The organism is Phenylobacterium sp. (assembly GCF_004297125.1).
In the GTDB taxonomy this organism is placed as follows: Bacteria; Pseudomonadota; Alphaproteobacteria; order Caulobacterales; family Caulobacteraceae; genus Phenylobacterium.
The window spans coordinates 37,809-62,266 of the sequence record NZ_SCVD01000003.1 but is presented as its reverse complement, the minus strand read 5'-3'; the positions used below and the strand labels follow the sequence as shown (position 1 = coordinate 62,266).

At 67.8% G+C, this 24,458-nt stretch carries 23 protein-coding genes; 10 read left to right on the top strand and 13 right to left on the bottom strand.

Annotated elements, in window-relative coordinates:
* The first annotated feature begins 106 nt into the window (after positions 1-106).
* The 3 genes from EPO51_RS02480 to EPO51_RS02470 all read left to right on the top strand — a co-directional run bounded on the left by EPO51_RS02480 (position 107) and on the right by EPO51_RS02470 (position 3,211).
* Complete coding sequence (locus EPO51_RS02480) at positions 107-751, top strand: glutathione S-transferase family protein (RefSeq protein ID WP_293345631.1); 645 nt, start codon at positions 107-109, stop codon at positions 749-751.
* Positions 752-911: 160 nt separating this feature from the next.
* Entirely contained in the window at positions 912-2,327 is a 1,416-nt protein-coding gene (locus EPO51_RS02475; RefSeq protein WP_293345629.1) for an aromatic ring-hydroxylating oxygenase subunit alpha, read from the top strand.
* Between the two features lie 11 nt (positions 2,328-2,338).
* Positions 2,339-3,211: an enoyl-CoA hydratase gene (locus EPO51_RS02470; protein WP_293345627.1), complete on the top strand. Its 873-nt coding sequence runs from the start codon at positions 2,339-2,341 to the stop codon at positions 3,209-3,211.
* Here EPO51_RS02470 and EPO51_RS02465 read toward each other — a convergent pair.
* Positions 3,208-3,984: a TetR/AcrR family transcriptional regulator gene (locus EPO51_RS02465; protein ID WP_293345625.1), complete on the bottom strand. Its 777-nt coding sequence runs from the start codon at positions 3,982-3,984 to the stop codon at positions 3,208-3,210. The two genes, EPO51_RS02470 and EPO51_RS02465, sit on opposite strands and share 4 nt — an antisense overlap.
* Before the next feature lie 121 nt (positions 3,985-4,105).
* A complete protein-coding gene (locus EPO51_RS02460) occupies positions 4,106-4,927 on the bottom strand; it encodes a 2-oxo acid dehydrogenase subunit E2 (RefSeq protein WP_293345623.1) in 822 nt (273 codons plus the stop codon).
* Between the two features lie 57 nt (positions 4,928-4,984).
* On the opposite strand from EPO51_RS02460, the gene EPO51_RS02455 reads away from it, so the two are divergent.
* From EPO51_RS02455 to EPO51_RS02445, 3 genes are all read left to right on the top strand, one after another.
* Positions 4,985-6,142, top strand: a complete 1,158-nt coding sequence (locus EPO51_RS02455) for an acyl-CoA dehydrogenase family protein (protein WP_293345621.1) — start codon at positions 4,985-4,987, stop codon at positions 6,140-6,142.
* 119 nt (positions 6,143-6,261) lie between these two features.
* Entirely contained in the window at positions 6,262-7,470 is a 1,209-nt protein-coding gene (locus EPO51_RS02450) for an acyl-CoA dehydrogenase family protein (protein ID WP_293345619.1), read from the top strand.
* A 21-nt stretch (positions 7,471-7,491) separates the two neighbouring features.
* On the top strand, positions 7,492-9,042 hold the full coding sequence (locus EPO51_RS02445; RefSeq protein ID WP_293345617.1) for an AMP-binding protein: 1,551 nt from the start codon (positions 7,492-7,494) through the stop codon (positions 9,040-9,042).
* Between the two features lie 5 nt (positions 9,043-9,047).
* Here the strand turns inward: EPO51_RS02445 and EPO51_RS02440 are convergent, their stop codons facing one another.
* From EPO51_RS02440 to EPO51_RS02420, 5 genes are all read right to left on the bottom strand, one after another.
* On the bottom strand, positions 9,048-9,794 hold the full coding sequence (locus EPO51_RS02440; protein ID WP_293345615.1) for an SDR family NAD(P)-dependent oxidoreductase: 747 nt from the start codon (positions 9,792-9,794) through the stop codon (positions 9,048-9,050).
* An 89-nt stretch (positions 9,795-9,883) separates the two neighbouring features.
* Positions 9,884-10,684: an SDR family NAD(P)-dependent oxidoreductase gene (locus EPO51_RS02435; protein ID WP_293345613.1), complete on the bottom strand. Its 801-nt coding sequence runs from the start codon at positions 10,682-10,684 to the stop codon at positions 9,884-9,886.
* Between the two features lie 79 nt (positions 10,685-10,763).
* Entirely contained in the window at positions 10,764-10,994 is a 231-nt protein-coding gene (locus EPO51_RS02430) for a lipoyl domain-containing protein (RefSeq protein WP_293345611.1), read from the bottom strand.
* A gap of 9 nt (positions 10,995-11,003) precedes the next feature.
* On the bottom strand, positions 11,004-11,996 hold the full coding sequence (locus EPO51_RS02425) for an alpha-ketoacid dehydrogenase subunit beta (RefSeq protein ID WP_293345609.1): 993 nt from the start codon (positions 11,994-11,996) through the stop codon (positions 11,004-11,006).
* Positions 11,993-12,994, bottom strand: a complete 1,002-nt coding sequence (locus EPO51_RS02420; protein WP_293345607.1) for a thiamine pyrophosphate-dependent dehydrogenase E1 component subunit alpha — start codon at positions 12,992-12,994, stop codon at positions 11,993-11,995. The genes EPO51_RS02425 and EPO51_RS02420 overlap by 4 nt, the downstream gene beginning before the upstream one ends.
* 207 nt (positions 12,995-13,201) lie before the next feature.
* On the opposite strand from EPO51_RS02420, the gene EPO51_RS02415 reads away from it, so the two are divergent.
* Entirely contained in the window at positions 13,202-14,050 is an 849-nt protein-coding gene (locus EPO51_RS02415) for an enoyl-CoA hydratase-related protein (protein ID WP_293345605.1), read from the top strand.
* A 142-nt stretch (positions 14,051-14,192) separates the two neighbouring features.
* Positions 14,193-14,834 (top strand): TetR/AcrR family transcriptional regulator, encoded by a 642-nt coding sequence (locus EPO51_RS02410; RefSeq protein ID WP_293345603.1) that lies wholly within the window; start codon positions 14,193-14,195, stop codon positions 14,832-14,834.
* 5 nt (positions 14,835-14,839) lie between these two features.
* On the opposite strand, the gene EPO51_RS02405 is transcribed toward EPO51_RS02410, so the two are convergent.
* Genes EPO51_RS02405 through EPO51_RS02395 form a run of 3 tightly spaced genes read right to left on the bottom strand, consistent with a single transcriptional unit; the run spans position 14,840 to position 18,744 of the window.
* On the bottom strand, positions 14,840-16,264 hold the full coding sequence (locus EPO51_RS02405) for an MFS transporter (RefSeq protein ID WP_293345601.1): 1,425 nt from the start codon (positions 16,262-16,264) through the stop codon (positions 14,840-14,842).
* 50 nt (positions 16,265-16,314) lie between these two features.
* Positions 16,315-17,469 carry an alkene reductase gene (locus EPO51_RS02400; protein ID WP_293345599.1) on the bottom strand — a complete coding sequence of 385 codons (1,155 nt, stop codon included), beginning with the start codon at positions 17,467-17,469 and terminating at the stop codon, positions 16,315-16,317.
* A gap of 48 nt (positions 17,470-17,517) precedes the next feature.
* Positions 17,518-18,744 (bottom strand): cytochrome P450, encoded by a 1,227-nt coding sequence (locus EPO51_RS02395; protein WP_293345597.1) that lies wholly within the window; start codon positions 18,742-18,744, stop codon positions 17,518-17,520.
* Positions 18,745-18,959: 215 nt separating this feature from the next.
* Between EPO51_RS02395 and EPO51_RS02390 the strand changes: the two genes are divergently transcribed.
* Positions 18,960-19,466, top strand: coding sequence for a nuclear transport factor 2 family protein (locus EPO51_RS02390; RefSeq protein ID WP_293345595.1), 507 nt, complete (start codon positions 18,960-18,962; stop codon positions 19,464-19,466).
* 37 nt (positions 19,467-19,503) lie between these two features.
* On the opposite strand, the gene EPO51_RS02385 is transcribed toward EPO51_RS02390, so the two are convergent.
* Entirely contained in the window at positions 19,504-20,253 is a 750-nt protein-coding gene (locus EPO51_RS02385; RefSeq protein ID WP_293345593.1) for an SDR family NAD(P)-dependent oxidoreductase, read from the bottom strand.
* 41 nt (positions 20,254-20,294) lie between these two features.
* Complete coding sequence (locus EPO51_RS02380) at positions 20,295-22,823, bottom strand: TonB-dependent receptor (RefSeq protein ID WP_293345591.1); 2,529 nt, start codon at positions 22,821-22,823, stop codon at positions 20,295-20,297.
* Positions 22,824-23,140: 317 nt separating this feature from the next.
* Here EPO51_RS02380 and EPO51_RS02375 point away from each other — a divergent pair, with 317 nt between their 5' ends.
* The gene (locus EPO51_RS02375; protein ID WP_293345589.1) at positions 23,141-23,893 is read left to right on the top strand and encodes an SDR family NAD(P)-dependent oxidoreductase; all 753 of its coding nucleotides are present in this window, start codon (positions 23,141-23,143) and stop codon (positions 23,891-23,893) included.
* Between the two features lie 66 nt (positions 23,894-23,959).
* On the opposite strand, the gene EPO51_RS02370 is transcribed toward EPO51_RS02375, so the two are convergent.
* Positions 23,960-24,451, bottom strand: coding sequence for a nuclear transport factor 2 family protein (locus tag EPO51_RS02370; protein WP_293345587.1), 492 nt, complete (start codon positions 24,449-24,451; stop codon positions 23,960-23,962).
* Positions 24,452-24,458: the final 7 nt, after the last annotated feature.

Genomic DNA, 24,458 nt, shown 5'->3' with positions numbered 1-24,458 from the left:
AGATCGAGCTTAATCTTACGAAAATTGCGTGTCATGCTATTATTAATCTGCGACGCAGCGCGATCGGTGACGCGCGGCGGCGCCTCCGCCGGACCGGGATGTCGCCATGAAGTTGTACGCTGTCGCCCGATCGCCGTTCGGGGCCCGGGTTGAGGCCGCCGCCATCCTGAAGGGCATCCCGCTCGAGATCCTCCCGCCGCCGGCCGAGGGCCTCAAGTCGCCCGCCTACCTCGCCGTCAATCCGATGGGTCGCCTGCCGACCCTGGTGCTCGACGACGGGCGGACCCTCCCCGAATCCGAAGTGATCGTAGAATACCTGGAGCAGATGTTCCCCGAGCCGGCGCTGCTCCCCGCGGCGCCTTGGGACCGCGCCAGGACGAGACTGATCGGTCGGGTCGCGGAACTCTATGTGATGGGGCCGCTGTTCGGGCTCTTCCGCCACCTGGCCGCGCCCGCGGATCCGGCGGCGGAAGCGCTGTTCGTGGACATCGAGCGCGGGCTCGGCCACGTGGAGGCCGTGCTGGGCGGCCAGGGGTTCGCCTGGGGCGACGCGCCGACCCTGGCCGACTGCGCCCTCGCCCCGTTCCTGTTCTGGGTCAAGGAGCTGCACCGGATGTTCGCGCGGCCATCGCCGATCGGCAGCTTTCCGAAGCTGGCCTCGTACGACGCCGGCCTGCAAACCCACCCCGTCTTCGGGCCGTTGCTGGCGGCCATGGCGGAAGACTTGGCGGCGCTGCGCGCGGGCCGCTGAGCCTGTCGGCGGGCGGCGCGCGCGGGCTGGAATCGAGTCTCGTCAAAAAGTAACACGCGCAGCAATTTACGTTGACAGCCCAGACCCTGCCGGCGTTACGTTCCCGGCGACGGCCCGTGAGGTGCCGCGGGCTGAGACAACGACCAGGGAGGACTCACCGATGGACGGATCAGGTTCCGTGGAACGCGCCGACCGTCATCCCGGCGACAGCTATGAGGACATCCTGAACCGGGACAGCCGGCCCGTGCCGAGCTACCTGCGCGAGGGTCGCGTGCCGGACGTGGGCGTGCAGCCCGTCGCGGCGTCACGCTATTTCGACCGCGCCTTCTTCGAGAAGGAAGCACGCTTCATGTGGAGCCGCATATGGCACATGGCCTGCCGCGAAGAGGACATTCCCGCCGTGGGCGACCATCACCTCTATGAGGTGCTCGGCAAGTCGCTGATCGTGGTGCGAACCTCGCCCACCGAGGTGAAGGCCCTGTACAACTCCTGCCTCCACCGCGGGCGGAAGCTGGTCACCCACAACGGTTGCAAGGACGAGTTCAAGTGCCCGTATCACGGGTTCACCTGGCACGCCGATGGCCGGTTCAAGGAGAACCCGATCGCCTGGGACTTCCCGCAGTGGAAGGACCGCGACATGCGCCTCCCCGAGGCGAAGGTCGACCGCTGGGGTGGCTTCATCTTCGTGAACTTCGACGCCAACGCCAAGCCGCTCGCCGAGTTCATCGGCCCGCTCGCGGCGGACTTCGAGAGGTTCGACTGGGAAAGTCGCACCCGCACCCTCTGGATCCAGAAGAAGGTGCGCTGCAACTGGAAGGTGCTCACCGAAGCCTTCATGGAGAGCCACCACAGCTTCACCACCCACCCGCAGATCCTGGGCAGCCTGGGCGATGCGAACAGCCAGTACGACCTTCCGAACGACTACGTGTCCCGCCACTTCTCGGCGAGCGGCGTCTCCAGTCCCTTCCTGCCGCCCGCGTCCGAGCAGGAGGTGGTCGACTTCATGCTCGGTCGCCGCCGCAACCCCATCGCGGACGCCGACAAGGAGCACCAGCTGTCGGAAGGCGACACCGCGCGGCGCTACATGGCCGACCTCACCCGCCGCGGCCTGACGGAAACGCTGGGCTATGACTACGATGACGCGGCCGATGCGGAGATGCTCGACGCGCTTCTCTACAACCTGTTCCCCAATCTCAGCTTCTGGGCGGGGCACGGGACGAAGCTGACCTACCGCTGGCGGCCGAACGGCCTGGATCCGGAGACCAGCATCATGGACATCATGATGCACGGGCGCTGGCCAAAGGATCAGCCGCGTCCCAAGGCGGCCGCGGCGATCGAGCTGGATTTCGACGAGACCGTGTCGTCGATCGGCCTGCCCGGCCTCGAAGGCCTGGCGGCGGTCTTCGACCAGGACTTCAGCAACCTGCCGCATGTGCACGAGGGGCTGCGCGCCACGGGCACTGGCGAAGTCCATTTCGGGCGCTACAGCGAGATGCGGATCCGCCACCTGCATCACATGATCGACCGCTACATCGCCGAGGGCGAGGCGGCGTCGACAGCCGCGGGCGCGGGCTGAGGAGACGAGGGATGGATATGCCCGAGCCCGTGGCGGCGTCCACCGACGAGGCCCCGGTCCTGTACGAGGTGCGCGACGGCGTCGCCCTGATCACGCTGAACCGGCCCCGCTACGGCAACGCGCAAAATCCACACATGCTCTACGAGCTGGATGCGGCGTTCATCCGAGCGGTCGAGGACGACGAGGTCGGCGCGATCGTGCTCGCGGGCTCGGGCAAGCACTTCTCGTCCGGACACGACCTCGGCACGCCGGGCGGGCACGACTGGGTCCGTGAGGTCGACAAGAAGACCCCCTGGTACGAGCCGCGCCGCCGCGCCGGCGCCGAAGGCCAGTATGCGGCCGAGCAGGAAGTCTACCTTGGCCTTTGCCGACGCTGGCGCGACCTGCCCAAGCCCACCATCGCCGCGGTTCAGGGCGCCTGCATCGCGGGCGGCCTCATGCTGGCGTGGGTCTGCGACATCATCGTCGCGTCGGAGGACGCCTATTTCAGCGACCCGGTCCTGGCGATGGGGGTGCCCGGCGTGGAGTATTTTGCGCACGCCTTCGAGATGCCCTCGCGCATCGCTCGCGAGTTCCTGATGCTGGGCGAGAAGATGACGGCCGCCCGCGCCTATGAGGTCGGAATGGTCAACCGCGTCGTCGGCCCCGAGGCGCTGGTCGAAGAGGCGCTGCGCATCGGGCAGAGGCTGGCCCAACGACCCCGCTTCGCCTTGGCCCTGACCAAGCAGGCCTTCAACTTCGTCGACGACCTGCAGGGCAAACGGAACGCCATGGAAGGCGTGTTCGCGATGCACCACCTGGCGCACACCCACAATCGCATCGTCCACGGCTCGCCGGTCGCCGTGCAGTCACCGCAGGACATCAAGAAGACGAACGGCGGCTAGGTCGCCCGCTTCTTGCGCGATCGCGCGGAAGGCGGCTTCTCGGTGTGAAGTTCAAGGCTGTCGATCGTGGGCACCTCGGCAAGCCGGCGCAGCGCCGTCCAGCTGGGCCGCTGATTGCGGAGATCCTCCAGCCATCGCTGCGCCTCGGCCTGTATCTTGCCCTTGGCCGAGGAGACCACGCCGCAGAGGAAGTTCTCGGTGATGTGGTCCACCAGCTTCGCGTCGGGGATCTCGCCGAGGCACCAGTCGGTGAGGGTGGCGTAGACGTTGGTGGTCTGCAGCTTGATGAACCCCTCCAGGGTGACCCCCGGCGCGAGCTGCCGCGTCGTGACCAGCCAGTTGGCGAACGGACGCAATCCCTCCTCGGAGACGTGACGGATCACCTGGCGGATCGCGGGATCGGCGGTGAAGGAGTTGTACACGCCCATGATCGCCGTGGTGTACGGACGGATCTGCACGTTCCGGGAATGCACCTTGATGAGCCTTTCGAGCCGCTCCTCCAGGGTCCCGGTCTCAAAGCTGGTGGTCATCCGCGCGTTGAAGTCGTCCATGTACTGGCGGATGGCCAGGGCGATCACGTTCTCCTTGCTGCCGAACGCGTTGTAGAGGGTCTTCTGGGCGATGCCGGCCCGCTGCGCGAGCTCGCGCACGCTGAAGCCTGAAAGCCCGCTCTCGACGATCATCTTGCGGGCGACGCGCAGGATGCGTTTGCGTCGCTCGACGATGTTGTCGCTTCTGTAGACGAGCGTGCGACCGCCCGTGAATTCGTCCATGGCCTGACTCTCGATCACCCCGCCGCGCGCTTTGCGGTTGCGGCCCTCACACGCTACACGTGAAGCCGAACAATAGCATCTGTGGCAAGATCGTCAGGTTGAAAGATCGAAGATCCTCCAATCAGTCGAGCCATGCCTGCGGCGACTCCACAAGCTGGCGGAACGCGTCCAGCCACTGGGCGCCGATGGCTCCGTCGACCGCGCGGTGATCGCAGGTGAGCGTGACTTCCAGGACCGTCGCCACATAGGGGTCGTCGCCGCGGAAGCGGTACTGTTTCTCGGCCTGTCCAATGGAGAGGATGCACCCCTGCGGGGGATTCAGGATCGAACCGAAACTCGCGACGCCGTACATGCCGAGGTTCGAAATCGAGAAGGTCCCACCGGTGTATTCGGGCGGGAGGAGCCGTTTCGCCCGCCCGCGCGCCGCCAGGTCCTTCATCTCCGTTGAAATCTGCCAGACGTCCTTCACCTCGGCCTGGCGCAGGATCGGGGTGACGAGACCGCCCTCCATCGCGACGGCGACGGCGATGTCGGCGTGCCGGTGGAAAATCAGGCCTCGCTCCGTGTAGCTCGCGTTGGCCGCCGGAAAGCGCGCCAGCGCCAGACCTGCCGCCTTGATCAGTAGGTCGTTGAGCGAGATCCGCCCCCGCCCCTGCGCGTTCAGCCGCATGCGCGCCGCCAGCAACGCGTCCGCTTCGATTTTCCCAAGCAGCGCGAAGTGGGGGACGTCGCGGAAGGACTCGGTCATCCGCCGCGCGATGGCCTTGCGCATGAGGTCGAGCGGCTGAAACCGATAGGAGCCGGGCGCGATGCCCTGCTGCTCGAGTTGAGCCACGAGTTCGTCGGGGGCCGTCGGCTGGGGCCTCGCCTTGCCGGTCGCTTCGCTCATCCACGCCTCCCTGGATAGACACGACCGCAGTGTAGACGCGGCGTCGGCAAACATGCAATGTGTGATAGTTTTTAAGATCCGCCAGCCTGGCGTTCGGGAGGCCGTGTACGGATGAGCTTGGATTTGACCGAGCAGCAGACGCTGCTGCGCGACAGCGTCGGACGGTTCCTGTCCGATCGGTACAGCTTCGAAGCCAGGCGCCAGATCCTGAACGGCGATCCGGGATGGAGCCCCACGATCTGGCGCGCCTTCGCGGAGGAGCTCGGCATCCTGGGGGCGGCTTTCGCCGAATCCGCGGGCGGGCTGGGCGGCGACGCCCTGGACACCATGGTGTTGATGGAGGAACTGGGCCGGGCGCTGGTCCTGGAGCCGTTCCTCGAGACTGTCGTCCTCGGCGGGGGCCTGCTCAAGCGTTGCGCGGCCCCGCTCGCGACGGAGACGATCCGGGGGATTGTCGAGGGCCATACGCGACTGGCCTTCGCCTACAGCGAACCGCAGGCCCGCTACCGTTGGGACGACATCCTGACGCAGGCGCGGCCGGAGGGGGCCGCTCAGGTGTTGCGCGGGCGGAAGTCCGTGGTCTTCGGGGCGCCCGCCGCCACCCACCTGATCGTCAGCGCCCGAACGGGCGGCGGACGCCACGACCACGAGGGCGTGGTCCTGGTTCTGGTCGACCCCAAAGCGCCCGGCGTGAGCCTGCGATCCTATCGCACGCTGGATGGTCGGCTGGCCGCCGACATCGACTTCCACGACGTGCGCATCCCTCCCGAAGCGGTGCTGGCGACCTCGGAGGTCGCGCCAGGGATCATCGAGGCGGCGCTGGACGAGGCGACCGCCGCCGTCTGCGCCGAGGCGGCGGGGATTCTCGACCGGCTGGTCTCGGACACCGTCGCCTACACGAAGGAGCGCCGGCAGTTCGGCGCGCCGATCGCGAGCTTCCAGGTGCTGCAGCACCGGATGGTGAACATGTTCGTCAAGGCGCAGCAGTCCGCCGCGATGAGCCACATGGCGGCGCTCAAGCTGGCGGAGGCGGCCGCGGACGGCGCGCGATCGGTGGCGGCCGCCAAGGCGTACGTGGGCGAAGCCTGCCGGGAGGTGGGCCAGAGCGCGATCCAACTGCATGGCGCCATGGGCGTCACCGACGAGTTGGCGGTCAGCCACTACTTCAAGCGTGCGATCGCCATCGAAACCCAGTTCGGCTCCGCCGAACACCACCTGAACCGGTTCCAGCAACTGTCCTTGGGCATGGCCTCAAAAACTGCTGCATGAACTATTATTTGGTTGGTGCGAGGTCGGCCGGACGCTAGATGTCCGATGGTGGGTCGGTGTCGCACCGACCGGGGCCTGCGGCCGCGCCAGCGGCGTGCTCCCGAGGAAGGAATGAGGGTATGGCGTTGAGATCCTCGGACGACGACGAGGCGTTCCGCGACGAGGTGCGGGCGTTCCTGGAGGCGAAGTTCACGCCCGAACTCCGCGCGCTGACCGCCCGTCAGGCCGGCGTCTTCGCCGATGGCGACCTCGCCCGGCGCTGGCATCGGATCCTGTTCGAGCGGGGTTGGATCGCGCCGGCCTGGCCGACCGAGTACGGCGGCCCGGGCTGGACCCCGCGTCAGGGCGCCATCTTCCAGGAAGAGTGCGCGCGGGCCGGAACGCCTCGCTTGCCGGGCATGGGTCTCAGCCTCTGCGCGCCGGTCATCATGCGATACGGGACCGATGCGCAGAAGGCCTTCTTCCTGCCGCGCATGCTCTCCGGCGAGCACTATTGGTGCCAGGGATATTCCGAACCGCAGTCCGGTTCGGACCTCGCCTCGCTGCAAACCCGCGCGGTCCGTGACGGTGACGACTACGTCGTGAGCGGATCGAAGATCTGGACGACCCACGCCCAGTTCGCGAACTGGATCTTCCTGCTGGTCCGCACCTCGACCGAAGGCAAGCCGCAGGCGGGCATCTCGTTCCTGGTCTCGCCCATGGATGCGCCGGGGATCTCGGTGCGCCCCATCATCTCCATGTCGGGCGAGCACGAGGTCAACCAGGTCTTCTTCGACAACGTCCGCGTGCCGGTGGCCAACCGGATGGGCGCGGAGAACGAAGGCTGGACCGTCGCGAAGTACCTGCTCGAGTTCGAACGCGGCGGCGGCTCCTCCGGCGTGCCGCTGTCCGTGGCGCTGGAACGCCTGGTGGACATCGCGCGGAACCAGCCGGCCGACGGAGCGGCGTCGCTCTATGAGGACCCGGTCTTCCGCCGTGACCTGGCGCGGCTCGAAATCGAGGTCATGGCCCTGGCCTGGACCGAGCGCCGCCTCGCCGGCCGTCGCCGGGACGGGGAAAGCATCGGGAACGCCGCCGCGTCGCTGAAGAAGCTCTGCGCGAGCGAGCTGGGGCAGAAGATCGAGGACCTCAGCATGCGCGCCCTGGGGCTCTACGCCCTCCCCGACCAGCGCGGCGCCCTGGGGACCGGGGCCAATGAGTCCCCCATCGGTCCGGAATACGCCGTCACCCCGACGGCGCGGTTCCTGAACGGCCGCGCGAGCACGATCTTCGGCGGCTCGAGCGAGGTGCAGCGCAACATCCTGGCCCGGGTCGCCCTGGGTCTTTGAACGAACGCAGGACGGTCCATCATGTCACTCGCAGCCGCGGAGAATGCGCGCCGCAAGCCCCAGGAAATGGCCCTGGCGGACGAGCGTTTCTCCCTTACCTGGTCCGACCTCGACGCCACGTTGAACCGCGCGGTCAACGGCCTGCTCGCACGCGCCGCCGGCCCCGCCGGCAGGATCGCCGTCTTTGCCCCGAACAGCGCCGAAGGCGTGATCGCCTATCTGGCCGCGCTGCATGCCGGCGTGTCCAGCGTCCCGGTCAACTTCCATTTCACCGCCGATGAAGTCGCCTACATCCTCGAGGATTCCGGCGCCGACACGCTGTTCGTGGGGCCGGAAACCGCTGAAGTGGGCCTCGCCGCGGCCGCCAAGGCCGGCGTCGGGATGGTGATTGGCTGGCGCACGCCGCCCACGCCAGGTCTGGTCTCCTGGGACACCTGGCTTGCGGAAGCGTCAGATGCGGAGCCGCCGGCGGACATGCCGCCTCGTCCCCACCTGCACTACACCTCCGGCACCACCGGCCGGCCCAAGGGCGCCGAGACGCCCCCCACGATGTTCCCCGCGGGCGTCACGGTGGCCGAGGTCATCGGAAAGCTCCAGGCCCAGGTCGCGGGTTTGGGCGACCGCGCGCCGGGGATGGTCGTCAGTCCCCTGTACCACACGGGCCCACTCGGCTCGGTTCGCCTGCTGGCCGGCGGCATCTCTCTGGTAGTGCTTTCCCGCTTCGACCCCGAGCAGGTCCTGCGCGCCATCCAGGACTTCCGGGTCCGCAGCACCCTGATGGTGCCCACGCACTTCCAGCGCCTGCTGTCCCTCCCCGAGGCGATCCGGCGCCGGTACGACGTGTCCAGCCTCGTGGCGGTTTCGCACACCGGCGCCGCCTGCCCGCGCGACGTGAAGCGTCAGATGATCGACTGGTTCGGGCCCGTCCTGATCGAGGCCTATGGCGCCACCGAGGCCGGGACCACCAACATGATCACCTCCGAGGAGTGGCTGCGAAAGCCGGGTTCGGTCGGCAAGACCCTCGCCCCGTTCGAGCTGGTCGTGGTCGCCGACGACGGCGAGCGCCTCGGCGTCAACGAGGTGGGCCAGCTCTATTTCCGCGACACTACCGGCCGCGGGATCGTCTACCACAATGACCCGGAGAAGACCCGCGCGGTCCACCTCGAGCCCGGGGTCTTTACCCTTGGCGAGGTCGGCTACTTCGATGAGGACGGCTACGTCTTCATCACCGATCGCGTATCGGACATGATCGTCAGCGGCGGAGTGAACATCTATCCCGCCGAGACCGAGCAGGCGCTGCTGCAACATCCGGAGGTGGCGGACGTGGCGGTCATCGGCGCGCCCAACGCCGAGATGGGCGAAGAGGTGAAGGCGCTGGTGATGGCGCGCGATCCCGGCCAGCCGCCGTCGCCGGAGGAGCTGGACCGCTTCTGCCGCGATCGCCTGGCGGGGTTCAAATGTCCAAGGTCGTACGAGTTCCTCGCCGACATCGGCCGCAACGCCATGGGCAAGGTCAACAAGCGCGAGCTGCGGCGAAGCTATTGGCCGACGGAACGGACGATCGGCGGCTGACGCCCTCAAGCCAGGGTCGGGAACGGTGGGCTGACCGCCTGTGCGGGAGCGTCGGCCTTGAGCTTGAGACGCGTCTCGCCGGTGGCGCCCGTCAGCAGCAGGTCCACGACCTCGGCCGCCATCTGCTCCGCCGACATGGTCGCGGCCGTCCGGAATTCCGGGGGAAGCAGCGGACTGGCAAAGCCGCCCGGACAGATGGCGTTGATCCGCGTGCGGGCGTTCGCATAGGCCAGGGCGAGGCTCCGCACCAACCCGATCACGGCGTGCTTCGTCAGCGCGTAGACCGGATCGAACGGGATCGGGACGAGACCTGCGGCGGAGCTGGTGACGGTCACCGCCTCACCGGCGGCGGTGTTCATCCGCGGCAGCAGCGTCTGCAGCCCGAAGAAGACGCCGTCCACGTTGACCCCCACGACCTGCCGATAGCGATCCGGGCTCAGGGACTCCACGTTCGCCCCCGCCAGGCTCTCGCCCAGCCCTTGGGTCATGACGCCGGCGTTCAGGTGGGCGTAGTGGATCGGGCCGAACTCGCGCTCGATGTCGGCGACCACGTCCCGCCACGCCGACGGATCGGCCACATCGAGCCGCCAGAACCTTCCGCCGACCGCCGCGGCCGTCTTCCGGCCCTCGGCCTCGTTGACGTCCAGAACCGCAACCCTGGCTCCGCTCGCGGCGGCCATCGTGGCGACCGCTCGGCCCAGGCCGGTGGCGGCTCCCGTGACGAGCAACGTCTTCCCTGTGAAACCAGGCATGTGACCTCCACTTGGCGCTTGCGGGCGAACCGCATCCAACGCTGCGACACGCCGCTCATCCCTTGAGCGGGCGCAGGGCGACCCACGGGCTATTGCGCGAGGAAGCCGCCATCCACCACGAGGCTCGTGCCGCTCACGTAGGCGGCGTCGGCGGAAGCCAGGAACACGGCGGCGCCGACCACATCTTCCACCGCGGCAAGGCGGCCGAGGGGGATGCGCTCCCGCCAGCGGCTGATGAGGGGCGCCTCGTCCGTGATCACATGCTCGCTGATGGCCGTCGCCACCACGCCCGGCGCCAGGGTGTTCACCCGGATCCCTTCGCGCCCATAGTCCGCGGCGGCCGTCTTGGTCAGCCCTTCGATGGCGTGCTTGGCGGCCACGTAGTGGGCCGCGGAGTACTGGGAGCCCGTCGCCAGCGCGACCTGCCCCAGGACAGAGCCCATGTTGATGATGCAGCCGCCATCGGCCTGGGCCTGGAACTGCCTGATCTCGTGCTTCATGCAGAGCCACACGCCGCGGAGGTTGGTCGCAAGCACGCTGTCGAACTCTTCCTCGGTCAGCTCGGCCAGCTTGGCGCCCGCGGCGCCGAGCCCCGCATTGTTGACGGCGATGTCGAGACGGCCGAAGGCGGCCACGGTGCGGGCGACTAGGTCGCGGACCTGTTCGCCGTCGGCGACGTCGCACGTCACGAAGACGGCCTCTCCGCCCGCCTGCCTTATATCCTCGGCGACGGCTTGCCCGACCTCCTCACGCCGGCCGCAGATGGCCACCTGCGCGCCCTGGCGGGCGAACCCCGCCGCGATGGCCTGACCCAGACCGCTGGTGGCCCCCGTCACGAGCGCCACGCGACCCGCAAGCCGGCCCTCGCCCGCACCGCTGTTGTTCGACATCGGCATCCCCTTCGCGAGGGAACATCCCCCTTTGACCAGAAACTTCGGCGGCGACGCCTCGGCGGGTTCGCCGCCCGGTTCAGCCGATTGTCCCGATCAGCTCGCCGACCGGGTAGATCTCCTCCTCGACGCCGATGATCTTCAGGACGCCGTCCGCCGGCGCGTCGACGTCCTGGGCCGTCTTCTCGCTCTCGAGGGTGTAGAGGAGATCGCCTTCCCGCACGGCGGCGCCGTCCTTCACATGCCAAGCGACGAGCTTGCCCTCACTCATGCCCGCGCCGAGGCCAGGGATCCGAATTTCAAAGCTCATGTGGTTTCTTCAGCCCAGGGTTTTGCGAATGGCGGCCGCGATCTCGTCGCGGCTGTAGAGCCAGGCCTGCTCGAGCGGCGGCGAGAACGGGACCGGCGAATACTTGGACCCGACCCGTCCGACCGGCGCCTTCAGCTGGCTGAACAGCTCCTCATGGATCCGCGAAGACACCTCGGCGCCCACGCCGAACGCCTTGACGGCTTCGTGCACGACGACGGCGCGGTTGGTCTTGGCGACCGAGTTCAGCACGGTCTCGGCGTCGAAGGGGGCGATGGTGCGCAGGTCGATGACCTCCACGCTGACCCCCTCCCCGGCCAGGGTCTCCGCGACGGCGGCGACTTCCAGGACGGGCCGGCCGTAGGTGATCACGGTGACGTCGGAGCCCTCGCGCACCACCTTGGCCTTGCCGAGCGGGACCTTGTAGCCGGCCTCCGGCGGCGCGCCCTGGGCGGCGTACATGGCCACGTTCTCGATGAAGAGCGTGGGATCGTCGTCCTCGATCGCCGACAGCAGCAGGCCCTTGGCGTCGGCGGGGTTCGAGGCGGTCACCACCTTCATGCCCGGCACATGGGCGAACCAGGCCTCCAGCATGTCGGAGTGCTGCCCGCCGAAGCCGACGCCGGCGCCGGTGCCGCAGCGGATCGTCAGGGGGACGGACGTCAGGCCGCCCGACATGAAGCGCAGCTTCGCGGCGTGGTTGACGATCTGGTCCATGCAGACGGTGAGGAAGTTCATGAACATGATCTCGGCGACCGGCCGCATGCCGGTGATCGCCGCCCCCACGGCGGCGCCGATGATCGCCTGTTCCGAGATCGGCGTGGAGCGGACCCGGCTCGCGCCGTACTTGGCCGACAGGCCAAGCGTCGCCTTGAAGACTCCCCCGCCCTGCTCGTCGGCAACGTCCTCGCCCAGGACGAAGACGTTGGGGTCGGCCGCCATGGCCTCGTCGAGGGCCATGTTGATCCCTTGCGAGAAGCTGATCGTCTTGAGGGGCGCGTTCACGCGGCGATCTCCTGGCCCAGTACGTCTTTGCGGATCTCGCCGATGTCCGGATAGGGACTGGAGAGGGCGAACTCGACCGCTTCGGCGATCACGCCGTCGATGGCCTGCTCGATCCCGGCGAGGGTGGCCTCGGGCACCTGCAGGTCGAGCAGCTTCTGGCGCAGCCTGGGCACCGGGTCCTCGCGGACCGCCTCCTCCTGAAGCGCCTTCGGAACATAGCTGGCGTTCGAGCCGAACACGTGGCCCAGCATGCGGTAGGTCATCGCCTCGATCAGTGTCGGCCCACCGCCGGCGCGGGCCCGATCCACGGCCGCCTTGGCCGCCGCGTACATCTCGGACGCGTCGTTCCCGTCGACGCGGACGGCGTTCATGCCGTAGCCCGGCGCGCGATCGACGATCCGGCCGGCGGACGTGCTATCGGCGAAGGCGGTATGCTCGCCGTAGCGGTTGTTCTGGCACAGGAAGACCACCGGCAGCTTCCAGATGGAGGCCATGTTCATGGCTTCGTGGAAGGCGCCGATGTTGGTGGACCCGTCGCCGAAGCAGACGACGGTGACGCGGCCGTCCCCCTTGAGCAGCGACGAGAGCCCGAGGCCATTGGCGATCGGCAGGCCCGAGCCGACGATGCCCGTGGTGACCATCACGCCCGTTTCCGGGTGGGTGATATGCATCGGGCCGCCCTTGCCCTTGCAGGCGCCCGTGGCCTTACCCGTGAACTCCGCCCAGAGAATCTTGGGCGGGATTCCCTTGGCCAGCTGGTCATGCACGCCGCGATAGGTGGTGACCAGATAGTCGTCGGGGCGCAGCGCCGTCATCATGGCCGCCGAAACGACTTCCTGGCCGCGGACCGGGTAGTAGACGAGCCGCAACGTCCCGCTCATCAGCAGGGCGCGGAACTTCTCGTCGGTCCGGTTGATCAGCGCGGTGCGGCGGTAGATCTCGAGCAGGGTGTCGGTGTCGACATCCGCCGCATCCGATGCGGCCTTGGCCAATCCCATCGCGTTTCCCCTACAGCATATTGAGCGGCGCTTCCGCCCTCCAGGCGACGGCGCGCCGGCATCCCGAGAGGGCCAAGTTTGCCTTTCCTCGTCAAGGCAAAAGATGCAACCTGCACTAAATTTGAGACGCCAGCGGCCACTTCGAGCTTGAGCTCGCTGCGGATAGCGGCGCACGTTGAGCGGGGGCGAGATGAGGACGACAGCAGCATGACCGAACAGCGCGACGCCGAGGCTCCCCTGCTGCTCACGGACACGCCTGCGCCGCTGGTCAGGCGCCTGACCCTCAACCGGCCGCACAAGCGCAACGCGCTCTCCAACGCCCTGCGCGGCGAACTGTTCGCCGCGCTGGAGGCGGCCGACCGCGACCCCGACGTGCGCGTGATCGTGATCCGGGGCGCCGGGTCCTGCTTCTCCTCCGGCTACGACCTGGCCGGCGTCGGCCGGACGCCGTTCCATACGGCCGGGGGCCAGGGCCACTGGGCCCGTCACGTGGTGGAAGGCTGCTTCCGGATGTGGGACCTGTCCAAGCCGATCATCGCCCAGGTCCACGGCTGGTGCCTGGCCGGCGGGTCTGAACTGGCGGTGGCCTGCGACCTGGTCTACGTCGCCGAGGACGCGCAGATCGGCTATCCGGCCGTGCGCACCATGTCCCCGCCCGACAATCAGTACCATGCCTGGCTGATCGGCATGCGGGCGGCCATGGAACAGATGCTGACCGGGGACGCGATGTCGGGCGTCGAGGCGGTTCGCCTGGGGTTCGCCAACCGCGCCCATCCGGAGGACGAACTCGAGGCCGCGGTTCTGGCCATGGCCGAGCGGGTCGCCAAGCTCGACCCCGAACTGGCTCAACTCAACAAGCGGCTCGTCCACCGCCAGATGGAGGCCATGGGGATGCGCGCCGGACTTCGCGCCGGCGCCGACCTCCACGCACTGGGATGGCACACCCCGGCCAGTCGCGCCTACATGGCCGAGCTTCGCCAGGGCGTCACCAAGGCGCTGACGTCGCGTGACCAGACGTTCGGCGACTATCGCACCGAACAGGCGCCGGATCGCTGAGGGGATTCCCGGAACCCGCGTTGACAGGCGGCTCGCGGGCGGCAACCTCAGCCGGATGGCACGCCGGCTACCCGATTCGGAACCCGCCGCTGAACCCGACAGCGCAGAGGAACCACCCCGCCGCAAGTATGCGAGCGCGCTCATGCGCGACCGGCGGGACCGGATCCTCGCGGAGGCCCAGCGCCTGCTCGACGAGATGGGGGTCGAGGGGTTCACCATTCGCGAGCTCAGCCGACGGGCCGATGTGGCTCAGCGCACGCTCTACAACGTGTTCGGCAGCAAGGAGGAGATCGTCGCCGCCGCGATCGACGAGCATTTCGCCGAGCTGGTGCGCGAAGTGCGGCCGACGCCCGCCGACACCCTGGAAGAACAGCTGGTGGGCATCCGCGACATCGCCCGCGCCACCATCAGCCTCCGGCGGTACGCGACCGCCATGGTCGGGGTCTTCTTTTCGCCGACGGTCGACCGGCGGATCTACGATTCCCTCTACCGGATTTCCCAGGGGAGCGGCGACGGCTGGAGCGGCCGCGCCGAGAAGAGCAAGCTGGTCGTGAAGATGGCGCCCGCCAATCGCGCGCGCCTGAACAACCTCATCGTCAACCAGTCCTACGCCAACGTCACCGACTGGGCGGCGGGGCGGATCGGCGACGAGGAGTTCGTCGTCCGGGCCCAGCTCTACTTCCTGAGTTGCATACGCGCGTACCTGCGCGCCTCGCACCGCGCGGAAGCCGACGCCCTGATCGCGGAGCTGCTCAAGGACGACGGCGCTCCCACTGCCGCCTGACCGCCTCAGGGCTTGCTGGCGCCGGGCTCCACCGCATGGACCTCCGCGGTCATGGTCTGGAGGATCGGGGCTTCCACATAGGCGGCCTCCCGCGCGTCGAGGGCCTGCTTGATCTCGGCGTGTCGCTCGGCGGTCAGGCGATAGCCGAGGCAGCAGAAGGCCCCCAGCATCACGAAGCCCACAGGCCCGGCGATCGAGGCGATCTCGAGCCCGCGCAAGGCCGCCGCGTCGTTCAGGCTGCCGGCCTTCGCGTCGTAGCCGATGCGGTCGAGAACGGTGAAGGTCAGGAAGATCGAGAACGCCCCCGCGGCCTTGGTGGTGAGCGTGGTGATCGCATAGAGCAGGCCCGCGCGTTCCTGCCCCTGTTCGAGCCGCAGCTCGTCGCTGACGTCGGCCGTCATGGCCCTCAGAAGCGCGGAAAACGCGGCGTTGAAGAAGCCCATCATGAACATCACCACGATGGCCTGCGGCATGGCGCCCCTGGGCGACACGACGATCGCGCAGAGGGTGACGGCATAGCCCACCGCCGCGACCATCAGCGCCCGATGCTTGGACCAACGCACGGCCAGCCGGCTGACCAGCGGGGCGCCTGCAAAGCCGGCCGAGATCGACAGGGCCAGCAGGATGTTGGCCTGGGCCAGGGAGAAGCCGCGCGCATCGATCAGGAAGAAGAGCACCGTCGCGCTCAGCCAGCCGGGTCCCAGGGACAGGCAGAAGTCCGCGACGATGATCCGAAGCATGCTGGGCCTGGACACCAGGTCCCAGTAGTCGCGCAGCCGGAAGTGTCGCGCCTCCAGGTTCGGTCGGATACGTTCGGGGATGCTGACCGCCATCAGGCCGACGGTTATCGGGGTGGCGAAGATGATCATCCACCCCATCGTGCTCACGGCCTCGGCGTCGGAGCGGCCCGCCGCTTCCAGCGCGACGGGCGCCAGGAAGACCGAGAGCGACCCCGCGATCCCCAAGGCCGCCATCAGGCCGAACAGGCGGGATCGCTCGTGGTAGCTCGGCGCGATCGTGGCGGCCCAGGCGGCGTGCGCGAGCTGCAGCGTGGACATGCCCAGGTAGAGGACCAGGAGCCAAACGATCAGAGTCACCATGGTGACGCCGGCAGGATCCACGAACAGCATGTAGACGGCCAGCAACACGATGGGGATGCCGGCGAGCATCCACGCGCGGTAGCGTCCGAGCACCGTGCGCGTGCGGTCCATGGCCAGGCCAAGGAGGAGGTCGACCGAGATGTCGAGCAGCCGCACGATGGCGAACGCTCCGCCGACCGCCGCCAGGCTGATGCCGACATGGCTTGCGAAGTGACGTGGCAGGTAGATGGCGATCGCCGTGGCGATGGCCGCGACGGGCATGCCGGCCGCCGAAAAGAGCAGGACGCGCGGCAGTGTCAGAGCACGTCCGGCGGGGCTCGCGGTCGACATTCGTCATTCCTCCCGGGCGCTCTTGAGGCGCCTATGGCTTTACAGGGCTCTCAGAACGGGGTCGGGTACTCGTCGACCGGCACGACGCCTTCCAGGGGGCTGTCCTCGTAGCGCGGGTAGTCGGTGTAACCCTCCGCGCCCTGCGTGTAGTAGGCTTCCAGCCTGGGCCGCTCGAGGGGCCAGCCGTTCTCGTAGCGGCGTTCGAGGTCCGGATTGGCCATGTAGCCCTGGCCGAAGCCGATGAGATCTGCGGCGCCGCTGGCCACGGCTTGCGCGCCGCGCGCCCGCGTGAAGCCGACGACCGCCATGAGCGGCCCGTCGAACGCGGCCCGCATCGTCCCGAAGACGTCCCACTGGATGCCAAAATTGCCCACCTGAAGATAGGCGATCTGCCGCTTGGAAAGCTCGCGACCCACATGGGTGTACGTGCCGACGGGATCGTCGTCGAACACGTCGTGAAAGGTCCAGCCGGGGCTCACCTTCACGGCGACGAAGCCGGGCCCCTTGACCTCCGACATGGCGTCGACACAGGCGAGCAGGAAACTCGCCCGCTTCTCGATGCTGCCGCCGAATTCGTCATCCCGCTGATTGGTGTTCGGCGTGAGGAACTGCATGGGCAGATAGCCGCTCGCGGCATGGATCTCCACGCCGTCGAAGCCCGCGCGATCCGCCATCTGGGCGCAGCGCTTGTAGTGGTCGATCACGTCGTAGACTTCGCGGGCGCCGAGTGCGCGGGGCGTCGGGTACGGCCGTTTCGGGCGCGGGCAGCTTACCGTGTAGTGGCGCGCCGTCGGGTCGGGTCGAACGGCCGAGGCGGAGATTGGCGTGGCGCCGCCGGGCAACATCAGCGGATCGCTGAGCCGCCCGACATGCATGATCTGGGCGAAGATCGCGCCGCCCTCGGCATGCACCGCGTCGGTGACGCGCCGCCAACCCAGGACGTGCGACTCCGTGCAGAGGCCCGGGCTGAACAGATAGCCCTTGCCCATGTCGTCCGGGTAGATGCCCTCGCTGACGATGAGGCCCGCCCCGCTCCGCTGACGATAGTATTCGACGTTGAGATCGTTCGGCGTCCCGTCGAGGTCGGAGCGCTGCCGTGTGCAGGGCGCGAAGGCCAGGCGGTTCCGGACCTGGATGCGGCCGACCTGCAGCGGCTTGAAGAGCTCCTCCACGGGAGGCCGTGCAAGCGATCCGATGCCGTTCATCCCGGCGTTCTCCCTCAGTGCCTTTGCCGATCCGGCGTCCGTGCGTGGTCAGACGTCCCAAGCCACCGGAAGCGCCCGGATGCCCTGCAGGACCGGGATCCGGGTCTCGGGGGTGGGTTCGCCGTCCAGGCGCAGGTTCGGAAGACGGTCCATGAGCACCTCGAGGAAGAGCCCTCCCTCGATGCGCGACAGCGGCGCGCCGCGGCAGATATGGATGCCGTAGCCGAACGCGAGATGCTTGCGGATCTCCGACATCTCGCGATCCAGGTCGAACTTCTGCGGCTCGGGGAACACGTTCGGATCGAGGCTGCCCGCGCTCCACAGCATCATCACCTTCGTGTCCGGCTTCAGCTTCAGCGGACCGATCTCGGTCGCCTCGTTGTTGGTCCGGAAAAGGCCGTGGACCGGGGCGTCCACCCGCAGGCATTCCTCGATGGCCACCGGGATGAGGTCGCGGTCGGCCTTCACGCGCTCGAACAGCTCCGGCGCCTGCAGAAGCCTGTGGAGCAGGTTCGACAGCATGATCGTCGTGGTGCCGCTGCCGGCGGTCAGGAGGAAGCTGCAGAAGCCGAGGATCTTCTCGTCCGTCAGCCGCCGCCCATCGAGTTCGGTGGTGATGAACTTGGTGAGCAGGTTGTCGTCCGGCTTGGCCTCGCCGCTTGCGAGCCTGCGCCGGGTTTCCGCAAGGTGGTCCGCCAGGAAGTGGGTGGACTCGTTCGTGCGCACCGCGGGCGCCTCGCGGCGCAGCATCTGGCCGACGCCGACGACGAAGCCCTCGCGGAAGCTGGTCATGAAGTCGGCGTCGATCTCCTTGCCGAACATCTTGAAGATCACCCAGAGCGGCAGCGGCTCGGAGATCTCCTTGTGGATGTCGCAGCCGCCCTTGGCGAAGACGGCGTCGATCCGTTCGTTCAGGTACGCGCGGATTCCCGGGATGAAGGATTCGAAGTAGGCCTTGCTGAACGCCTTCCCGACCAGCTTGGCCTCGAAGGTGTGCTCCGGCGGATCGACGCTGACCAGCACGCCCGGCGTCTCCGGCGACTGATACTGCAGACCCGGCCCGTACTTGCTGCTCCACTGCTGCGACTTCACGCAGGCTTCGACGATGTCCTTGTGGGCCGCCAGGGCGAAGAAATCTCCGTCCGTCGAATGGGCGTAGGGGCAACCGCTCTCGTGGAGCTCGCGGTAGATGCTCTTGTAGTTCCGGGCAAATTCCTCGGAATTGAAATCCAGCTCCCTCACGCCCTCGACGGGACAGGTCTTCAGGTCTTCCATGTCGCGTTCCTCTGCGTGCTCTATCGACCACGGCGCACCCTGCCGCAGCCTGGCGAGTTGAATCCGAGGGCCCGGACGGGCCGGAACTCCGTCGCTGACAGAACTAAAAACTATCACACGTGTCAATGTCTAAGCCTGCTTTAAGCTTGCAGCACGTGCTATTTTTGTTTCAATGGCGAATGGCCCAAGCGCCCCTAGAAGCCGGAGGAACCCGAATGTCCGCACGCGCCCCGCTCGACCTTGAAACCCTCCTCGCCCGCGCGGAGATCAGCGACGTCGTCCTTCGCTACGCCACCGGCATCGATCGCCGCGACTGGCCGCTGTTCCGCTCTTGCTTCACGGATCAGGTCGAGCTGGATTTCACGAGCTGGAGCGGCGGCGAAGTCCGATCCTCCGACGCTGACGAGTGGGTCGCCGGCGTCGCGGCCGGCCTCTCCGGCTTCGACGCAACGCAGCACATCAGCAGCAATCACGTCCACGAGATCGACGGGGATCGGGCGACCTGCGTCTCGTACATGATCGCCCATCACCATGCCGTGGATGCGGGCGAGCGCCTCATGCACAAGATCGGCGGCTACTACACGAACCGGCTCCGCAGGGGCTCCGACGGCTGGCGCATCCACGCCTGCAAGCTCACGGTGACCTGGGAAATGGGCGACCGGGCCAAGCTCTTCGGGATCTCCCAGCAGAGGTGGCAGGCGCGGAACGCCGCCCCGGCTTGAGGACGGCGTCAGGGGCGAGCGGCGCCGGCCGCCGCCCTCACCAGTTGTGCATGCCGCCGTCCGCGTAGAGCACCCCGCCAGTCATGTAGGAGGCGCGGTCGGACGCGAGGAACGCCGCCACGGCGGCCACCTCCTCCGCCCTCCCCCGGCGCTTCAGGGCCGTGCGTTGCGCCATCAGGTGGTCGAAGCCCTGAACGGACTCCGGCGTCGACTGAAGCCGCTCCAGAAGCGGTGTCTCGGTCACCCCCGGCGACAGGAGGTTGACCCGCACCCCGCGGGGCGCGAGATCGCTGGCCCAGGTCCGGACGAAGGCGCGCAGCGCCGCCTTGCTCGCGGAATAGACGCCGCCGCCCGGCAGGACGATCGTGTCGGCCACCGAGCCGATGACGATCACGGAGGCGCCCTCCCGCAGAAGCGGCAGCGCCTTCTGGGCCGTGAAGAACACGCTCTTCACGTTGAGGTCCATTAGGGCGTCGAAGGCCTCCTCCGTGCAGCTGTCCAGCGGGCCCCCGCCCGTGGACCCGGCGCTGCAGACGAGGATGTCCAGCCCGCCGAACTGCTTGCCGACCTCCCCGAAGGCGCGCTCCAGGTCGGTCATTCGCGTGACGTCCGCGGGGATGCCGATCGCGCCGGCGCCCACCGCGGCGGCGGCGGCGTGGACCACCGCCTCCCGCCGGCCCACCACCGCGACCCTCGCCCCTTCCTGCGCCAACGCCTGGGCGATGGCGAGGCCGATGCCGCTGCTGCCGCCGGTGACGACCGCCGTCTTGCCTTCGAGCATAGACATACTGTCCCTCGACTCCCTCACTGCGGCGGCAGCCTCGCCCCTTAGAACCGACGCGTCAGCTGCAAGGTGACCTGGCGCGGCGGCTGCAGGACCGATTGCAGGTCGCCGGAGGTCGCCGTGAACAGGCCGAAAGGCTTCTCGGTGGTCGGCACGGGGAACCAGATGTCATTCGCCAGGTTTGTCCCGATGAGCGCCGCCTCCCAAAGCTTGTCCGGCGAGGTGACCCGGACCGAGGCGTTGAACACGGAGTGGGCGTCGCCGCCCAGGGCGTAGCGGATCCGCCGCGGCGCCCGGCTGTAGAAATACCAGTCCGCGGTGGCGTCGAGCTCCCAGCCATTGGTGAGGGTCTGGCTATAGGTGGCGCCCAGGTTCGCCTGCAGCGGAGCGCCTCCGTAGCGGGTGCCGCTCAGATACTGCTCGCCCGAGGTTGTCCCGGGGATGGCGTAGCAGAGGTATTCCTGGCGTTGCGCGGTGGGGACCGTGGCGAGGATCGGGCTCCCCTGCGGGCAGGGGCCCGACGAGTAGGTCGTGTACTTCAGATCCGTGTAGGCGATCGAGCTGCGCAGCTGCAGGCGCTCGGTGGCCCGGTACTGCAGCTGGAGTTCGGCGCCCTTGCTCTTCGATCCGCCCGCGTTCTGGATGAGGAACGACAGCGTGGTCGGGTCGAAGGTGGTCACCTGGAGATTGCTGAACTTGTAGCTGTAGACCGCGAAGTCCAGCAGCAGGCGGCGATCGAAGAGGAAGCCCTTAAACCCGCCCTCGAAGCCCTTCACCTTCTGGGCGTCATAGGTGAGCAGATCGTTCTCGCATCCGATCACATTGGTCGGAGCGCGGGTCTGGCAGATGCCGTGATAGTTGACGACGTTGCCGGGGTTCTGGATCCCGGACGAGAGGAAGCCCGTCTTGTAGGCCGCGTAGACTGTGAGGTCGTCCTTAGGCTTCCAGCTCAGCGTCACTTCGGGCGAGACATTGTCGTTCTCGACCTCGGGATGGTAGCGGTAGCCCGCAGGCGAGAAGGACGCGATGCGGTTCATCACCGAGCCGATGTCCGTCTTCTTGTGCTCCTCCGTCCAGCGGGCCCCGCCGGCGAGTTCGAGCTCCGGCGTGATCTGCCAGCGCGCCTGGGCGAACAGCGAATAGACCGTGACGAGGTTGCGGGCCGTGAACAGGGCGGAATTGTACTTGCCGACGTAGCCTGACGGGTCGACGCCGGGCGCGACCACCAGGGGCGCCTGCGCCGCCGTGATCGGGCCCAGGGGCGCGATCTTGTCGGTGTTCATCCAATCCCGGAGTTCGTACTGGTAGAGGCCGCCTACGGAGAAGTTGAACGGGCCGTCGAAGCTCGAGACCGCCCGGAATTCCTGTGAATACTGGCGGTGCTCGTCGCGCTGCCCGTCCGTGGCCTGGGCCCAGACTGTCCCGTCGTAGTTATCGTAGGCCTTGTTCAGGCTGTAGTAGAAGCCGGTGACCGAGGTGAAGGCGATCGAGCCCCGCACGTAGTTGAGCTGGACGCTCGAGACGATGTTGTCGGTCTGCTGGGACGCCTTGTCGCCGAACGCGTAGAGGAAGTTGTTGGTGATATCGGCCGGCGACGCGCCGTTGGTCCTGTGACGGTCGGCGACGCAGTTGGCTTGCGGATCCGCCACGCCGAGGGCGATCGGGTTGGGCGGTCGGCCGCATTGGACCACTTCGTTGTACACGGACCCTCCCTGGTCCCATTCGCGGGAACCCAGGAGCTTGAAGGTCGCGTTGAAGTTCTCGGTCGGTTCGTAGGCCAGGGTGAAACGCGCCACCTTCTGGCGCGTGCCGGGCCCCTTCCGATAGTCCGCGCCAGGCAGGGTCAGGTTGCGCGCACCCCCGGCCGCGGGGTTGGGATCGAAGGGATCGGCGATCGGACTGGCGTCGTTGTAGATGTATCCGCCGTACATGTGGCTCCAGCGGCCCGCGAGCCGCATCGACAGCACGTCGGAGATCGGAACGGTGACGGCCCCCTCGATCTGGGGCGTCTCGGTCCGAAACTCGTATCCCGCCCGGACATAGCCCTCGAATTCGCGCCCTGGGGTCTGGCTCGTCACCGAGACCACGCCCGCCGGGCTGTTCTTGCCGAAGAACAGGGCTTGCGGCCCCTTCAGCACTTCGACCCGTTGAATGTCGAACAGTCCGACCGTGGCGATCCGGCCGCGGGTGATCTGGACGCCATCGATGTTGATCGCGACGGGTTGCTCGTTCCCGTAGTCCGACGCCAGGTTGCCGACGCCGCGGATCGAGAAGGCCGCCCCGTTGCCGCCGCCGCCGGCGCGCGACAGGGTGACCCCCGGCACATTGGCGGCGACCGTCGCCAGGTCGGTCGAATTGTAACGCTGGACCCCCTCCGCATTGAGCGAACTGGCGGCCACGGGCACGTCGATCAACCGCTCTTCGCGCTTACGCGCCGTGACGACCACCTCCTCGACCTGAAGGCCGGTCGACGCGCTGGCCTGCGCCAATGCGGGCGTCGCAGCGAGCAGGCCTGCAACGCTACCGCCGCAAAGCAGGGCCGTGCGGATAGAGATCGCCAGGATGCGAGTCACAGTTTTCCTCCCCTTGCCCCTTTAGGGGCGGATGCCGTGCCTGCGGGACGTTTCGCCCGTCAGACGCTACGATTGCCAGCGAACTACGCCGCCTGAAAGTGTATCGTGTGCTACAATCTGCGTCGCGGCTCCGCTGTCAAGCATTTTGCAGCGTGTAGCAGATTGTGATCCTCCCCCCGGCTTCCCGGCACGACAGGCTTTGGATCTCATAAATTAGCACATATGCTACTCTTGTGGTTGACCCGCGACGGTCGTTCAGCCTGAATGAGCCCCCGAGCGCGATGTCAAACCGGCCGCCGCGACGAAGGAGGAAATCGATGGACATTCACGGGCGCAGCGCGCTGGTTTCAGGCGCGGCGGCGGGCATCGGGCGGGCGACGGCCGTCGCCCTGGCCGAAAAGGGCGCCGCCAAGATCCTCCTGGTGGACATCGACGAAGCGGGCCTCAAGCAAACCGCTCAACTCGTCGAAGGCGCGGGGACCAAGGCCGTCATAAGAGTCGTGGATGTCACGGACAGCGAAGCCCTGGCCAAGCTGTTCGGGGACGCCGAACAGGACGGGGGCCTCGACATCGTGTTCAACAACGCGGGCATCCTGTCAGGACCGCCGGCGTTCCCGGACACCCCCCTGAAGCGCATCCAGCTGTTGATCGCCATCAACTTCACGGCGGTCCTGGAAGCGACCTGGCACGCCATCCAGATGATGAAGCGCAAGGGCGGCGGAGGCGTGATCATCAACACGTCCTCGACGGGCGGCCTCAACCCCTACCTTTCCGATGCGCCCTACGCCGCGACCAAGGCCGGCGTGCTGATGTTCAGCCGGTCATGCGGCCCCCTGATCGAGACCGACGGCATCCGGGTGAACGCGGTCTGCCCCGGGGTGACGAACACGCCGATCCTGGCCAAGACCGGCGGCGACAAGGTCGCCGATTGGCTCGAGCCCCTGCTGGCGCAGATCAAGGTCTTGCAGCCGGAAGATATCGCCGACGCCGTACTTGGACTGATCGAGGACGACACCCAGAGCGGCGAGTTCGTCGTCGTGCAGAACGAACGCATCGCGGAGACCGCCTGAGGGCGCGGGGTAGCCGGGCAAGGTTCGCGGGACGGTTCGGCATAGAACCGTCCCAAGACATCCTCTTCAGGGGCGCGCCGAGGGATCGTCCTCGCGTCGGCCGCCCGCCGGGAAGTAGGCCGCGCCACGCCAGTCCGGCGCGCGGCCGAGCGCGCGCGACACGTCCAGCACCACCCGGCGATCCGCGATCAGCCAGACCCCGTCGCGGCGTTCGAAGCGGTCGAGATAGCGGCCGCACACGAGCGCGTGGGCGGGACCTGCGTCCGTCGCCTCCGGATGAAAGGCGATGAAATAGCTTTCGACCTCGGCCTGATCGCCGACGCGTTCGATCAGGATGTTGGTGATGTGGTGCTGACCGATCAGGGGCACCTGGTCCATGTTGGGGACCAGATAGGCGGCGAACTCTCTGCCAGGCCCGGTCCAGGCGCCGTGCGCGTCCACCGCGTCCGGATGGTAGACGCTGGCGATCAGACCCGTGTCTCCCCGGTCCACGCCGCGGCAGTAGCGGAACAGCACCTGCTGGATCTGCAGATGCGCGGAGATTTCTTCCAGGTCCACTCGATCC